This is a genomic window from Streptomyces atratus (assembly GCF_014648655.1).
GTDB classification, from domain to species: domain Bacteria; phylum Actinomycetota; class Actinomycetes; order Streptomycetales; family Streptomycetaceae; genus Streptomyces; species Streptomyces atratus.
On record NZ_BMRN01000002.1, the window covers coordinates 293515 to 308062 of the forward strand.

The 14548-nt window shown below is 70.6% G+C and carries 11 protein-coding genes; 7 read left to right on the forward strand and 4 right to left on the reverse strand.

The window, feature by feature from the left end; all coding sequences use genetic code 11:
* The first annotated feature begins 36 nt into the window (after nucleotides 1-36).
* From IEZ15_RS04310 to alc, 5 genes are all read left to right on the forward strand, one after another.
* On the forward strand, nucleotides 37-309 hold the full coding sequence (locus tag IEZ15_RS04310) for a hypothetical protein (protein WP_114244527.1): 273 nt from the start codon (nucleotides 37-39) through the stop codon (nucleotides 307-309).
* Nucleotides 310-2568: a 4-alpha-glucanotransferase gene (malQ, locus tag IEZ15_RS04315; protein WP_189274360.1), complete on the forward strand. Its 2259-nt coding sequence runs from the start codon at nucleotides 310-312 to the stop codon at nucleotides 2566-2568.
* A gap of 56 nt (nucleotides 2569-2624) precedes the next feature.
* Entirely contained in the window at nucleotides 2625-2855 is a 231-nt protein-coding gene (locus IEZ15_RS04320) for a hypothetical protein (RefSeq protein ID WP_114249006.1), read from the forward strand.
* A 103-nt stretch (nucleotides 2856-2958) separates the two neighbouring features.
* Nucleotides 2959-3882, forward strand: a complete 924-nt coding sequence (locus tag IEZ15_RS04325; protein ID WP_114244525.1) for a LysR family transcriptional regulator — start codon at nucleotides 2959-2961, stop codon at nucleotides 3880-3882.
* A gap of 55 nt (nucleotides 3883-3937) precedes the next feature.
* Nucleotides 3938-5077 (forward strand): allantoicase, encoded by a 1140-nt coding sequence (gene alc / locus IEZ15_RS04330; RefSeq protein WP_189274362.1) that lies wholly within the window; start codon nucleotides 3938-3940, stop codon nucleotides 5075-5077.
* Nucleotides 5078-5451: 374 nt separating this feature from the next.
* Here the strand turns inward: alc and pepN are convergent, their stop codons facing one another.
* Nucleotides 5452-8028 (reverse strand): aminopeptidase N, encoded by a 2577-nt coding sequence (pepN, locus tag IEZ15_RS04335; protein ID WP_189274364.1) that lies wholly within the window; start codon nucleotides 8026-8028, stop codon nucleotides 5452-5454.
* Between the two features lie 100 nt (nucleotides 8029-8128).
* On the opposite strand from pepN, the gene IEZ15_RS04340 reads away from it, so the two are divergent.
* Together IEZ15_RS04340 and IEZ15_RS04345 are read left to right on the forward strand one after the other, a co-directional pair.
* Nucleotides 8129-8353, forward strand: a complete 225-nt coding sequence (locus IEZ15_RS04340; RefSeq protein ID WP_030921349.1) for a ribbon-helix-helix domain-containing protein — start codon at nucleotides 8129-8131, stop codon at nucleotides 8351-8353.
* Nucleotides 8346-8693, forward strand: coding sequence for a type II toxin-antitoxin system PemK/MazF family toxin (locus tag IEZ15_RS04345; protein ID WP_114244521.1), 348 nt, complete (start codon nucleotides 8346-8348; stop codon nucleotides 8691-8693). The genes IEZ15_RS04340 and IEZ15_RS04345 overlap by 8 nt, the downstream gene beginning before the upstream one ends.
* A gap of 58 nt (nucleotides 8694-8751) precedes the next feature.
* Here IEZ15_RS04345 and IEZ15_RS04350 read toward each other — a convergent pair whose 3' ends face one another.
* From IEZ15_RS04350 to IEZ15_RS04360, 3 genes are all read right to left on the reverse strand, one after another.
* Complete coding sequence (locus IEZ15_RS04350; protein ID WP_114244520.1) at nucleotides 8752-9780, reverse strand: aspartate-semialdehyde dehydrogenase; 1029 nt, start codon at nucleotides 9778-9780, stop codon at nucleotides 8752-8754.
* 192 nt (nucleotides 9781-9972) lie between these two features.
* Nucleotides 9973-13278, reverse strand: coding sequence for a S8 family serine peptidase (locus tag IEZ15_RS04355; protein ID WP_189274366.1), 3306 nt, complete (start codon nucleotides 13276-13278; stop codon nucleotides 9973-9975).
* Nucleotides 13279-13457: 179 nt separating this feature from the next.
* On the reverse strand, nucleotides 13458-14528 hold the full coding sequence (locus tag IEZ15_RS04360; RefSeq protein ID WP_189274368.1) for a hypothetical protein: 1071 nt from the start codon (nucleotides 14526-14528) through the stop codon (nucleotides 13458-13460).
* Nucleotides 14529-14548: the final 20 nt, after the last annotated feature.

Genomic DNA, 14548 nt, shown 5'->3' on the forward strand with positions numbered 1-14548 from the left:
TGCTGTGTCCTGTTCCCCCACGGCCGGGAGGCCACCATGCCCGCTGCCGCGCAGCTTCTGCTCTCCGCCCTCTCCAAACAGGAACCCGGTCCCGCCCCGCTGCCCGGTGCGGTCCCCGCCGCCGGGCCCGGCCCCGGTCCGCTGACGAGTGAGCCGCCGCTCGCCGATGCGATACCTCTCACCAGCGAGCCGCCGCTCGTCGACGCCACGCCACTGACCAGCGAACCCCCGCTCGCCGTCAACGCCCCGCTGACCAGCGAGCCGGCCACCTCCGGCGGCGCGTGGGGCATGGAGTTCCCAGGAGTCTGAATGGGCTTGTCCCGGCTCGCCGCTCTGCACGGCGTCGCCACCTCCTACTCCCCGTCCGCCGATGTCACGGTGTCCGTTCCCGACGACACCGTCATCGCCGTGCTCGCCGCGCTCGGTGTGGACGCCGCCACGCCCGAAGCGGTACGGGAATCGCTCGCCGCCGCCGAGTCCTCGGCCCGGTCCCGGCTGCTGCCGCCGACGCTGGTCGTGTGGACCGGGGAGCCACTGCCCCCGGCCCTGACCGCCCTGCCGCCCGGCACTTCGCTGGACATCGGACTCGATCGAGGAGGGGACGGCGGAGCGCCCCCGACCCGGCGGATGCACATTCCGGCCGACCGACCGGATCCGGCCGTTTCGGGACGGGGCGTCGCCGCCGCGGGCCCGGGTGCGGGCGGGGAGAGCGGGACGGGCGCGGCTGAAGCTGCGGGAGGCGGTACCTCGACAGGCGTGCCCCCGACCCCCGCCTGGTGGGTCGAACCGCCGCTCGGGGTGCACCGGTTGGCCGTACGCGCTCCCGGTGGCCGGAGCGCGACCGGCACGCTCGTCGTTGCCCCGCCCCGGGTGCCGCAGCCGCCCGCACGCAGCCACGGCTTCCTCGTCCAGCTCTACTCCCTGCTTTCCGCCCGCTCCTGGGGCATGGGCGACCTCGGGGATCTCGCCGACCTCGCCGCCTGGTCCGGGCGGGCCCTCGGCGCCGGATTCGTCCAGGTGAACCCGCTCCACGCCGCCGTGCTCGGCAACCCCACCGACCCGTCCCCGTACCGCCCGTCGTCACGGCGCTTCCCCGACCCCGTCCATCTGCACATCGAGTCCATCCCCGAGTACGGGCACGTGCCGGACCGGGGCACCCTCGACGATCTGCGCCAGGACGCGGCGACGCTCAGCGACACCGTGCTGAACAAGGGCGCCCTGATCGACCGGGACGCCGTCTGGGAACTCAAGCGCCAGGCCCTCGAACTCGTGACGAAGGTGCCCCTCACCCCGGGCCGCCGCGCCGCGTACTGCGACTTCCTGGCCGAGCAGGGACAGGCCCTGGAGGACCACGCCCTGTGGTGCGCCCTCGCCGAGGTGCACGGCTCCGACTGGCACACCTGGCCGGCCGCTCTCCGCGACCCGCGTTCCAAGGAGACCGCCCGCGCCCGCCGTGCACTGCTGGACCGGGTCGATTTCCACTGCCGGCTCGCCTGGCTGACCGACAGCCAGCTCGCCGCCGCCCAGCGCACCGCTCTGGACGCCGAAATGGCCGTCGGTATCGTCCACGACCTCGCCGTCGGCGTGCACCCCGGCGGCGCCGACGCCTGGGCCCAGCAGGACGCCTTCGCACACGGCATGTCCGTCGGCGCGCCCCCGGACGCCTTCAACGCCCGCGGCCAGGACTGGGGCCTGCCGCCCTGGCGCCCCGACGTCCTCGCCGCGTCCGGCTACGCCCCGTACCGAGGACTGCTGCGCGGACTCCTCGCCCACGCGGGAGCCCTGCGCATCGACCACGTCATGGGTCTGTTCCGGCTCTGGTGGGTGCCCGAGGGACGCCCGCCCACCGAGGGCACGTACGTCAGCCACGACGCCGAGGCGATGCTCGCCGTCCTCGTCCTGGAGGCGCACCGGGCCGGTGCGGTCGTCATGGGGGAGGACCTCGGCACCGTCGAGCCGGGGGTACGCGAGGCGCTGGCCCGGCGCGGCGTGCTCGGCACTTCCGTGCTCTGGTTCGAACGGGACTGGGCGGGCACCGGCCGCCCGCTGGCCCCCGAGAAGTGGCGCGAGGGCTGCCTGGCCACCGTCACCACGCACGATCTGCCGTCCACCGCGGCCCGGCTTACCGGCGGCCATGTGACACTGCGCCACCGCCTCGGCCTGCTCACTCGCAGCCTCGCCGAGGAGCTGACCGCGGACGCGACCGACACCGCCGAGTGGCTGGGGTATCTCGCCCGGCTCGGCCTGCTTCCCGAGGGGGAGGGTGACGAGGAGGGTGCCGTCCGCGCCGTGCACCGCTTCCTGCTGCGCACCCCCGCCCGCATGGTCGGAGTCTGGCTGCCCGACACGCTGGGCGACCGCCGCCCGCAGAACCTCCCCGGCACCTGGGACCAGTACCCCAACTGGCGACTGCCCGTCGCCGACGCGGAGGGCCGCCCGGTCACCCTGGAGGCGCTGGCCGCCGCACCCCGCCCGCACCGGCTGATGGAGGTCTTCGAACCTCGTGGGAACCGCCCGGGAACCCGCCCGGAACCCCACCGGGAAATCCACCCGGAATCCCGTCCGTGACCCCGTACGGCACCCCCGGGCGCGCGCCCGTCCCGGGCGTTCGCTACGTTTGCACCGTGGACAAGAAGAACGCTATGCGCGCCGGCGCCGTCGCGGCCGGAACGACGCTGATGATGCTGCTCATGTCGTCCCCTGCGCTCGCGCTCACCCGCGACGACGGTGACGACCCCGGTCCGGGCCTGAGCGTGATGGAGACCATCGTTCAGTTCGTCGTGGCTCCCATCGCCCTGTTCGTGGTCATCGCGGGCCTGGTCATGATCTTCGACAAGTCCAAGAAGCAGGTCTAGCGCCCACGCTCTTCCCGAGTGCGCCGCAGGTACCCCGTACCGTGCGGCGCACACGCATGTCCGGACCCGGACGCCCGGTCCGGGCCCCGGGTAGGTTGCGGCCATGATCGAGTGGGACGTCAAGAAGCTCCGCATTCTCCGCACCCTGCGCGACCGGGGCACGGTCACCGCGACCGCGCAGGCCCTGCTGATGACCCCGTCCGCAGTCTCGCAGCAGCTGTCCAACCTGTCCGGACAGCTCGGCGTACCGCTCCTGGAGGCCCAGGGCCGACGGGTCCGCCTGACCGACGCGGCGCACCTCGTGCTGCGCCACGCCGAGGCCGTCTTCGCCCAACTGGAGCGCGCCGACGCCGAACTGACCGGCTATCTGCGCGGCGAGGCCGGCGAGGTACGGATCGCGGCGTTCTCCACGGCGGTGCCCGCCCTCGTCGTACCGGCGATCCGGCGGCTGCGCGCCGAGGAGCGCCCGGGACCGGACATACGGGTGCGGGAGGCGGAGGCCGCGCAGGCGTACGAACTCCTGGCCGCCGGTGACGTGGACCTCGCTCTGTCCCTGGCCGCCCACGCCCCGACGGCCCGCGACCCCCGGTTCGCGGTGCTGCCCCTGCTGGCGGACCCCCTGGACGTGGCCCTGCCCGCGGACCACCGCCTCGCCGCGGCACCCGCCCTCCGTCTGGCGGATCTCTCCGGCGACCCCTGGATCTTCGGCGGCTCGGGCCCCTGGTCACAGATCACGACGGCCGCGTGCGAGGCCGCCGGATTCGTGCCCGAGCAGGCGCACAGCGCCTCCGGCTGGACGGCGATCCTGGCCATGGTCGAGGCGGGCATGGGGGTTGCCCTGATCCCGCGCATGGCATCGGCGGAACGGCGCAGCCGGGGCGGCGTGGTGATGCGCGCACTGGAAGCGGACCAGCCGCGACGCCATGTGGTGGCGGCGGTACGGCAGGGGGCCGAACGGGGTCCGGCGGTGGCCAGGGTCCTCGCGGCACTCACCGAAGCAGCCTCATCGTTCACTTCAACTGAATAAATAATGCAAAAACTTTCGATGGACCTCATGGGTTGTCCGCCGCGACAGTAGGCGCATGACCTCCGAACAGAATGAGAACCGGCACGAGGACCCCCACGCCAACGACGCGGCTCCGTACAGCGGTGGCGACCCGTACGCCGACTACCGCACCACCGACCTCCCCTTCACCGACCTCGTCGACCTCGCCGACCGCCGCCTCGGCGCGGGCGTGATCGCCGCCAACGACGAGTTCTTCGCCCAGCGCGAGAACCTCCTGGTCCGGGAGCGCGCGGTCTTCGACCCCGAGCACTTCGGCCACAAGGGCAAGATCATGGACGGCTGGGAGACCCGCCGCAGGCGCGGCGCGGACGCGGCCCATCCGTTCCCGGCCCCCGAGGAGCACGACTGGGCCCTGATCCGCCTCGGCGCTCCCGGCATCATCCGCGGCATCGTCGTCGACACGGCCCACTTCCGCGGCAACTACCCGCAGCGCGTCTCGATCCAGGCGACGGCGGTCGAGGGCTCACCCGGGCCCGAAGAACTCCTCGCCGACGACGTGAAGTGGGAGGAGATCGTCCCGCCGACCCCCGTACGCGGCCACGCCGCCAACGGCTTCGAGATCACCGGCGGCCGCCGCTGCACCCACGTACGCCTCCGTCAGCACCCCGACGGCGGCATCGCCCGCCTCCGCGTCCACGGCGAAGTCCTCCCCGATCCGTCCTGGCTCGCCACGCTCGGCACGTTCGACCTGATCTCGGTCCTGAACGGCGGCAGTTACGAGGACGCCTCCGACCGCTTCTACTCCTCGCCGACCCAGATCATCCTGCCCGGCACCTCCCGCAAGATGGACGACGGCTGGGAGAACCGCCGCCGCCGGGTCCGCGACACGAACGACTGGGTCCGCTTCCGCCTCCCCGCCCAGGGTGCGGTCCGCGCGGTCGAGATCGACACGGCCTACCTCAAGGGCAACGCGGCCGGCTGGATCGCTCTCCAGGGCCGCAACGGTGAGACGGGCGAATGGTTCGAGATCATCCCCCGCACCAGGCTCCAGCCCGACACCCTCCACCGCTTCCCCCTCCGCGACCGGGCGATCGTCACCCACGTCCGTCTCGACGCCTTCCCGGACGGTGGAGTCGCCCGTATGCGCCTGCACGGCAGCCTGACGGAGTCGGGTGCGGCCGAACTGGCCCGGCGCTACGAGGAGTCGGGCGCATGACTCCCTTCCCGCAGCGCCTTCCCGCCGTAACCGCCTTCCTCCCGTAGCCCCCTTTGCTCCCGCCCGTCGGACGGCTGCGCGACGGCGCCCGCCCGACGGGCGGTTTCCAAGGCCGACGGCCCCCGGACCAAAGCCTGTTCGCGCGAATGTGCCACGGGCCACGGCGACCGCGGAAGTCATCGGGGCCGGCCCTCGAGGCCGGTTGTCTCATGCCCCACGGCGTGGCGGGAGCGACTGCGGGCGCGGAGATCAAGGCCGTGGTCGACCCGGGCGGCAAGGCGTTCCGGCTGCTGTGATCCGACAGCCGGGTCGGAGAGAGGAGGGGCGCCCCCGTCATCACGGGAGGCGCCCCTCACTGCTTCACCGTTCAGCCGTTATGCCGTGGCCGCCGCAGCGTCCGCGGCCTGGGCCTTCAGCGCGCGCTCCACACCCGAACGCGACTCGGACATCAGACGGCGCAGGGCCGCGTTCGGCTCCGCCGAGGACAGCCAGGCGTCCGTGGTGTCCAGGGTGGCCTGCGAGACCTGGACGGCCGGGTAGAGGCCGACGGCGATCTGCTGTGCCATCTCGTGGCTGCGCGACTCCCAGACGTCCTTGACCGCCGCGAAGAACTTCTCCGTGTACGGAGCGAGCAGTTCGCGCTGGTCGGTCTGGACGAAGCCGGCGATGACCGCCTCCTGGAGGGAGTTCGGCAGCTTGTCGGACTCGACGACCGAGGCCCACGCCTCCGCCTTCGCCTCCTCGGTGGGACGGGCCGCGCGGGCGGTCGCCGCGTGGCGCTCGCCCGCCGCCGTCTTGTCGCGCTCGTACTCGGCGGCGATCTCGTCCTCTTCGAGCAGGCCGTTGGCGGCGAGCCGCTCGACGAACGCCCAGCGCAGCTCCGTGTCGACGGCGAGGCCCTCGACCGTCTCCTTGCCGTCGAGCAGCGACTGCAGCAGGTCCGTCTGCTGCGGGGTGCGGGCCGTCGCCGCGAAGGCGCGGGCCCAGGCCAGCTGGTGGTCGCTGCCCGGCTCCGCCGCGCGCAGATGCGCCAGCGTGGCCTCGGTCCACTGCGTCAGCCCGGCCTCGCGCCACTCCGGCGCCGCGTACAGGTCCAGCGCCAGCTTCACCTGACGGTGCAGCGACTGGACGACACCGATGTCCGACTCCTTGCCGATGCTGGAGAGCACCAGGGAGAGGTAGTCCCGGGTCGCCAGCTCGCCGTCGCGGGCCATGTCCCAGGCGGAGGCCCAGCACAGGGCGCGCGGGAGGGACTCGGTGAAGTCGCCGAGGTGTTCGGTGACGACGCGCAGCGACTCCTCGTCGAGACGGACCTTCGCGTACGAGAGGTCGTCGTCGTTCAGCAGGATCACGGCGGGGCGGGCGGTGCCGGCCGGGAACGGCACGGTCGTGCGCGCGCCGTCGACGTCCAGCTCGATCCGGTTCGTGACGACCAGCTTGCCGGACTCGTCGTGGTCGTAGCAGCCGATCGCGATGCGGTGGGGCCGCAGCGTCGGCTCGCCCTTCGCGCCGGCAGGGAGGGCCGGGGCCTCCTGGAGGACCGTGAAGGACGTGACGTGGCCGTTCGCGTCCGTCTCGATCTCAGGGCGCAGGATGTTGATGCCCGCCGTCTCCAGCCATGCCTTCGACCAGGTCTTCAGGTCGCGGCCGGAGGTCTCCTCCAGCGCGCCCAGCAGGTCGGACAGCCGGGTGTTGCCGAAGGCGTGCGCCTTGAAGTACGCCTGGACGCCCTTGAAGAACTCGTCCATGCCGACGTACGCCACCAGCTGCTTCAGGACCGAGGCGCCCTTGGCGTACGTGATCCCGTCGAAGTTGACCAGCACATCGTCCAGGTCACGGATGTCCGCCATGATCGGGTGCGTGGACGGCAGCTGGTCCTGACGGTACGCCCAGGTCTTCATGGAGTTGGCGAACGTGGTCCAGGAGTGCGGCCACTTCGAGCCCTCCGCGTACGCCTGGCAGGCGATCGACGTGTACGTGGCGAACGACTCGTTCAGCCACAGGTCGTTCCACCACTCCATGGTGACGAGGTCGCCGAACCACATGTGGGCCAGCTCGTGCAGGATCGTCTCGGCCCGCGTCTCGTACGCCGCGTCCGTCACCTTCGAGCGGAACACGTACTGGTCGCGGATGGTGACCGCGCCCGCGTTCTCCATCGCGCCCGCGTTGAACTCCGGGACGAACAGCTGGTCGTACTTGGCGAACGGGTAGTCGTAGTCGAACTTCTCCTGGAACCAGTCGAAGCCCTGCCGCGTGACGTCGAAGATCGCGTCCGCGTCGAGGAACTCGGCGAGCGACGGGCGGCAGTAGATGCCGAGCGGAACGGACTGGCCGTCCTTCTCGTAGCTGCTGTGCACCGCGTGGTACGGGCCGACGATCAGAGCCGTGATGTACGTCGAGATGCGCGGCGTCGGCTCGAAGGACCAGACGTCGTCCTGCGGCTCGGGCGTCGGCGAGTTCGAGATGACCGTCCAGCCCTGCGGCGCCCGCACCGTGAACCGGAACGTCGCCTTGAGGTCGGGCTGTTCGAAGCTGGCGAAGACGCGGCGCGCGTCCGGCACCTCGAACTGGGTGTAGAGGTAAGCCTGCTGGTCGACCGGGTCGACGAAGCGGTGCAGGCCCTCGCCCGTGTTGGTGTACGAGCAGTCGGCGACGACCTTCAGCTCGTTGGAGCCCGCGACCAGGTGCGGGAGGCTGATGCGCGAGTCGCGGAACACGGCCGCGACGTCCAGCGACTTGCCGTTCAGCTCGACCTCGTGCACGGCCGGGGCGACCAGGTCGATGAAGGTCTCCGCACCGGCTTCGGCGGAGTCGAAGCGCACGGTGGTCACGGACCGGTAGGTGCCGCCCTCCTGCGCTCCGGAGAGGTCGAGATCGATCTCGTACGCGTCCACGGTCAGCAGGCGCGCCCGCTCCTGTGCCTCTTCGCGGGTCAGATTGGTGCCAGGCACGCGGTCATCTCCTTGGTATGTGACGTTTTCCGGTCATCCTTCCACGTCGCGTGCCCGAGCGGAGTGGCTATGGGTATGCCACTGCGGTAGCATCGATGGTATGAAGATCAGTGTGAGCCTGCCGCAGGAGGATGTCGCCTTCGTCGACGAGTACGCCATGAAGACCGATGCGGATTCCCGGTCCGCGGTGATCCATGCCGCCATCGAGCTGCTGCGTGTCGCCGGTCTGGAGGCTGAGTACACGGAGGCGTTCGAGGAATGGGACGCGAGCGAGGACGCCGCGCTCTGGGACCGTACGGTCGGAGACGGAATCGCCGATGCGTAGAGGCGACATCCACCTGGTCGATCTGGAGCCGGCCAGGGGCAGCGAGGCCAACAAGGTCAGGCCGGCCGTGATCGTCTCCAACAACGCCGCCAACCAGTCGGTCGAGCTCAACGGCAGAGGCGTGATCACCGTGGTGCCTCTGACGTCGAACACCGCACGTGTTCTCACGTTCCAGGTCCTTCTCAGGGCCGACGAGAGCCGTCTGCCGAAGGACTCGAAGGTCCAGTGCGAGCAGGTCCGGGCGGTCGCCCCGGACCGTGTCCTGAAGCGGATCGGTACCGTCCCGCGCCGGCGCATGGCCGAGATCGACGCCGCCCTGCGACGGCATCTCGCCCTCTGACGGATACGAAAGGGCGGCCACCTCACTGCGGTGGCCGCCCTTTTTGTACGTACAGGCGTCAGCCGTTCAGCTCCGCCGCCACCAGTTCCGCGATCTGTACCGCGTTCAGCGCCGCGCCCTTGCGCAGGTTGTCGTTGGAGACGAAGAGCGCGAGGCCGTTGTCCACGGTCTCGTCGACCCGGATCCGGCCGACGAACGAGGCGTCCTTGCCGGCCGCCTGCAGCGGGGTGGGGATCTCGGAGATCTCGACGCCGGGGGCGTCCTTCAGCAGCTCGTATGCGCGCTCGACGCTGATCGGACGGGCGAAACGTGCGTTGACCTGGAGCGAGTGGCCGGAGAAGACCGGCACCCGGACGCAGGTGCCGGACACCTTCAGCTCCGGGATCTCCAGGATCTTGCGGGACTCGTTGCGGAGCTTCTGCTCCTCGTCGGTCTCGAAGGAGCCGTCGTCGACGATCGAGCCGGCCAGCGGCAGCACGTTGAAGGCGATCGGACGCTTGTAGATGTCCGGCTCGGGGAAGTCGACGGCCTCGCCGTCGTGGGTGAGCTTGTCGGCGTCGGCGACGACCTTGGAAACCTGGCCGTGCAGCTCGGCGACACCGGCCAGTCCGGAGCCGGACACCGCCTGATAGGTGGCGACGGTCAGCGTCTGGAGGCCGGCCTCGTCGTGCAGCGGGCGCAGCACGGGCATGGCGGCCATCGTGGTGCAGTTCGGGTTGGCGATGATGCCCTTGGGCCGGTTCGCGATCGCGTGCGCGTTGACCTCGGAGACGACCAGCGGGACCTCGGGGTCCTTGCGCCAGGCGGAGGAGTTGTCGATCACGACGGCGCCCTGCGAGGCGACCTTCTCGGCGAGCGCCTTCGACGTCGCGCCACCGGCCGAGAACAGCACGATGTCCAGCCCGGAGTAATCGGCCGTCGAGGCGTCCTCGACGGTGATCTCCCGGCCCTCCCACTCGATGGTGGAGCCCGCGGAGCGCGCGGAGGCGAACAGCCGCAGCTCGTCGGCCGGGAACTTCCGCTCGGCCAGGATCCTGCGCATGACTGTGCCGACCTGACCGGTGGCGCCGACGATTCCGACCTTCACAGGGACTCCTTCAAACGTACGAACTGGCGCGGTTGCCGTTCCATGATGCGTATGTCCACGGCTTCCTTGTCCAATCCATTGTCCGCGCTGCGGACAGCGGCCGCCCGGCCGGGCGGGCAGAGCAGTGGGGCGGGAGCTCCACAGAGCACCCGCCCCACTGTCGTACGGATCACACGGCGACAGCAGTCACCGCTACGGCGTGACCTTCTCGATCACGACGCTGCCGGTGCCCGCCGCGGTCCCGCGGCTGTTCACCAGATGGACCTCGCCGAAGAACTGCCGGCCCTCGGGGGCCGCCCCGGCGACCGAGACCTCGGCACCGATCTGGGCCGAAGCGCCGTTGGCCAGGTTCACGGCCTTCGACTCGTCGACCTTGATCGTGCCGAGCGACGGCGCGTAGTACACATCGCGGTAGTCGTACGTGGTCGTCCCGGCCGGAACGCTGTAGCCGTCGATCACGACGGTGTACGTACCGGCGGCGGGCTTCACCAGGCTGACCGACTCCTCGGAGCCGGCCGTGGTGGACTTGCCGACCTCGGTGGTGCCCTTCTTGACGTACAGGTCGATGTCGGCGTTGGCGTCCGACGTACCGCCGATGGCGATGTCCAGCTTCTCGACGCCCTCACCGATGGTGACCGTGTACTCCTGCTCGTCGCCCGTCTTGATCGACGGCTTGTCGACCTTGGCCGAGCCCAGCGAGCCGCCCTTGAGCGTGCCCTGCAGGTCACCGGCGTTGTTGGTGACCTTCCAGTTCACCGCGGCCGGCGTGCCGACCTTCGCCTCGGCGATGGTCTGCACCGCCGGGTCGAAGGTCGCACCGAGCAGCGAGACGTCCAGCTTGTACGGGTTGTCCAGCAGCGGCGACGTACGCCGTGCCTCGACCTCGATCTCCCAGACGCCCGCCTGCGGGTCCTTGTAGGAGCGCACATCGGGGCGGCAGGTGTTGGCCGGGTTCTCGTAGTTCGGGTAGCAGAAGATCGTGGAGCTGTCCTCCATCTGCACCCCGTACGGGTGGATGGAGATGAAGCGGGTCTGGCTGCCCGAGCGCAGCGCGCTCATCGCGACCTCAAGAGTCTTGGCGCCCTCCGGCACGGTCAAGAAGTACGACGTGGTGCTGTTGCGCTGCACCGAGCCGGACGCCTTGAACGCGTAGGCGGGCTTCACGAGCGGCGTGGAGACGACGACCGTGGAGAGGATCTGCTGGTCCACGCCGACGGTCTTGCTGTCGTCCACCTGAAGGATCGCGCTGTGCACGCCCGCGCTGCCCGGCTTCGCCTGGACCTTGACGGTGACCGGCTCGCCGAGCGGCAGGGAGACCGTGCCGGGACCGGTCAGCTGATACGTGCCGTCGTTGTTCTTCCACGACAGCCGGTGCTTGACGGCCTTGTCCGGACCCGTGGTGCGGGTGATCGTGACGTCGTACGACTTCTTCTGGCCGACCTTCAGGCCGCCCTCGCGGTCGTACAGACCGGTACCGAAGCCGGGGGTCTTCAGCGCGAAGTCGATCGCGGTGTCGACCGGGGCCTTCACCGAGTACTCGTGTGCCGGGGCGCCCTGCTTCTCGATCTGCTTCCAGGCACCGACGATGTTGATCAGACCGGAGCCCTGGGCGTGCGCCGGCACACCCTTGATGTGGGTGGTGGTGCTGGTCAGCGCCGTACGCAGATCGGCCGGCGGCAGCTCGATGTGCTTCTGCTTCGCGGCCGACAGCAGCAGCGCGGTCGCACCGGCGGCCTGCGGCGAGGCCATCGAGGTGCCCTGCAGCATGGAGTAACCCGCCGGCAGGCTGTAGCCCGCCTCCTTGACCGGGCCGCCGGGCAGCCAGGTCTGGGTGGTGTTGATGGACGCACCCGGGGCCGTCAGGGTCGGCGTGAAGCCGCCGTCCTCACGCGGGCCGCGCGAGGAGAACGGCATCATGTCGTACTTCTTGGTGACGTTCGAGCCGTAGTTGGCGGCCCAGGTCTCCTTGGAGATGGACGCGCCGACGGAGATCACGTGGTCGGCGAGGCCGGGGTCGCCGATGGTGTTCACACCCGGGCCGTCGTTGCCGGCCGAGATGACCAGCTGGACGCCGTGCGTGTCGATGAGCCGCTTGTACAGCTCCGCGCGGGCGTTGCTGCCGTCGTTGAGCGGCGGCAGGCCACCGATCGACATGTTGACGACATCGACACCGCGGTTCACGACGAGGTCGAGCATCCCCTCCATGAGCGCGATGTTGGTGCAGCCGCCGGACCAGGTGCAGGCACGCGAGGAGACGATCTTCGCGCCGGGCGCGGCACCGTTCATCTTGCCGCCGAACAGGCCGTTGGCGGAGGTGATGCCCGCGACGTGGGTGCCGTGCTCGGACTCGATGACACCGATGTTGACGTAGTCGGCCTTGTCGCCGGCCGCGTTGTACACGACGTCCTTGCGGGTCTCGACGACGAACGGGATGCGCTCGACGACATCGGTCGCCGGGTTGTCCGTGCCGAAGTAGCCGACCTGGTGGCCGTCCTTGTACGGCTTCATGACGGCGTCGTCTCTGAAGTCGGCGTCGTTGTCCAGGTCGACGCGGGTGGTGCCGGTGACCGGGTCGTAGAGCACGGCCCAGACGTCGGTGGTGTCACCGTCGCGGTTCAGGTCTCCGGCCATGTCGCCACCCTTGGTGGCGGCCTCGGAGAAGAGCTGGATCTTGTACGAGCCGGCCGGCGCCGAGTAGGTGCGGCCGCCGATGGTGAAGGTCGGGCCGGTCACCGAGGCCGTCATCCGCAGCCAGGTGCGGTCGCCGTCGCTGACCGGGTCGGTGGCCGTCACCCAGTCGACGATCTTGCGCTCGCCGGTGGTGGTCTTCTGGAGCGCCGGGTGACCGAGGTCGACACCCGAGTCCAGGATGCCGATGGTCACGCCCCGGCCGTCGGCCTTCGGGTGCTGCTTGACGAAGTCGACCGCGCCCGTCTCGAAGGACGGGTTGTACGGGTTCTTCGCCGGCGTCTTCTTGCCGGGCGCCGGGTAGGTGCCCGTGGATTTCGTCGTCGCCCCGGCGGCCCGGTCGCCCGTGGGAGTCGGGTCGTCCAGCTTGATCTCCTGCTTGAGATCGATGCCGTGGACGGACGACAGCTTGGAGGCCGCCTTGATGGTCGCCTCGGCGGACGCGGTGGGCACGGTGGCCCGTACGTAGCCGAGCTTGTCGTACGCACGCCCCAGCACGGACCCCTTGACGGCGTCCAGTTGCTCGGTGACCTGCTCGGTCGCACCGGGAGCGGTGGCGACCATCATCGTGACGTTCTTCTCGCCCTTGGCCTTGGCCTTGGCCAGAACATCGGCATCGGCCGAGCCGAGCTTGTCGGCCGTGGCGCCGTCGGCGGCGGACTTGACGGGAGCGGGGGCAGGGTCATCGGCGGCGAAGACCGGGGCGGCGCCGGTGGCGGCCAGTGCGGCCACCAGGCCGGCGGCAGCCGCGACTCGGGCCACGCGTCTCGCCCCGGGTATGGAACTGGGGGACTCGGAGGTCATCAGCATCCCTGAAGTGAAAGAGAGAGTCCGGAATTCGGTACCGGATGACCGCTCACCCTTTCGTAAATGACAGGGGTTTGTGGAGAGTTGAGGTGGGCGAGATGTGGACATGGCGGACTTCCGCCAGTGGTGCTGATGTGCCATCAGGGATGAAGGGGTGAATAAGTGGCCTCCGTGGCCCGTCCTCAACGAGGCAGGATCATCACATACGCGGCCGGTTCGCGGTCGGCCGCCGCCATCAGCGCCGTACGCACCACGACCGCCTGCTGCTCCCGCGCGTCGCGGAGCTTCTTCGGCGAGAGATGGACGACGGTGATGCCGAGCCGCTCCAGATGTTCCCGCTCGGCGGCGTACGCGGACCACTGCGCGTCGTGATCCTCCTGGTGCCGGGCGTCGTCGGGCCTGCTGTGCCGTGGCGCCCTGGTGTCGAGCACCACGGCGACCGCCTCCTCGAGCCAGTAGGCGTCCACCCCGCCCAGATGCGGGCCGCCGGGCAGCCGCAGGTCCACGTTCCAGAGCGGCTCCGGCAGGCCGTACGTCCGCACCATGTCGTACAGCCGGCCCTCCGTCAGTGCCCGGCCCTCGGCGAGCAACGAGTCGACGGCGGTCACCACCTGGGGGCGGCCCAGCAGTCCGGCCCGGCTCAACTCGCCCACGACGGCGGCCGGCTCGCAGTGCCCGCCGCGGACCGCCTCGGTGAACAGACGGCATACGGCCGAGGCGTCCCCGAGCCCGGCGACCGCGTCGGCGAGTGCCCGCTCCACCGGGGCCACGGGCAAGCCGTGCACCTGCTCGGGGCGGGGCGGCTCGGAGGTCCGTACCAGATGTACGTACCGAACCGAGCGCAGTCGCCGGATGCGCGGCACCAGTACATCGATCCGGTCCGACGACGCGGGCGGCGGCGCGGCCGCGAAGCCGTGCAGGGCGAGCGCGGCAAGCCCGGTGACCATGGCCTCGCCGTACTCGGGCTCCGTGTCCGGCCCGGGCTGCGCGGGTACGCCCCGGCGGCCGGAGGCCGGTGGCCGGCCCGCGTACAGCAGGGCGGAACGCAGCCGTTCCTCGCCGGTGGGCGGTCCCGGGTGCAGGACATACACGCCGGGCAGCGGCTGCTGCCACGGCCCACCGGTCCTGCACCGCGCGGCAACCTCCGCGGCGGACACGCCGCCTGCCCTCAACTGCGCTGCGGACAGCACGCGTTGACGGACATCGCCGGTGATGCGGAGGTGGCAGGGAGAGGGCGGTGTGTTCTGGCTCATGTTCCGGGGTATCCCGCACG

Excerpts from the sequence above, each read along its gene's own strand:
- IEZ15_RS04310 (WP_114244527.1), top strand. The coding sequence starts at position 37 with ATGCCCGCTGCCGCGCAGCTTCTGCTCTCCGCCCTCTCCAAACAGGAA.
- IEZ15_RS04360 (WP_189274368.1), bottom strand. The coding sequence starts at position 14,528 with ATGAGCCAGAACACACCGCCCTCTCCCTGCCACCTCCGCATCACCGGC.
- alc (WP_189274362.1), top strand. The coding sequence starts at position 3,938 with ATGACCTCCGAACAGAATGAGAACCGGCACGAGGACCCCCACGCCAAC.
- IEZ15_RS04325 (WP_114244525.1), top strand. The coding sequence starts at position 2,959 with ATGATCGAGTGGGACGTCAAGAAGCTCCGCATTCTCCGCACCCTGCGC.
- IEZ15_RS04355 (WP_189274366.1), bottom strand. The coding sequence starts at position 13,278 with ATGCTGATGACCTCCGAGTCCCCCAGTTCCATACCCGGGGCGAGACGC.
- IEZ15_RS04340 (WP_030921349.1), top strand. The coding sequence starts at position 8,129 with ATGAAGATCAGTGTGAGCCTGCCGCAGGAGGATGTCGCCTTCGTCGAC.
- malQ (WP_189274360.1), top strand. The coding sequence starts at position 310 with ATGGGCTTGTCCCGGCTCGCCGCTCTGCACGGCGTCGCCACCTCCTAC.
- IEZ15_RS04345 (WP_114244521.1), top strand. The coding sequence starts at position 8,346 with ATGCGTAGAGGCGACATCCACCTGGTCGATCTGGAGCCGGCCAGGGGC.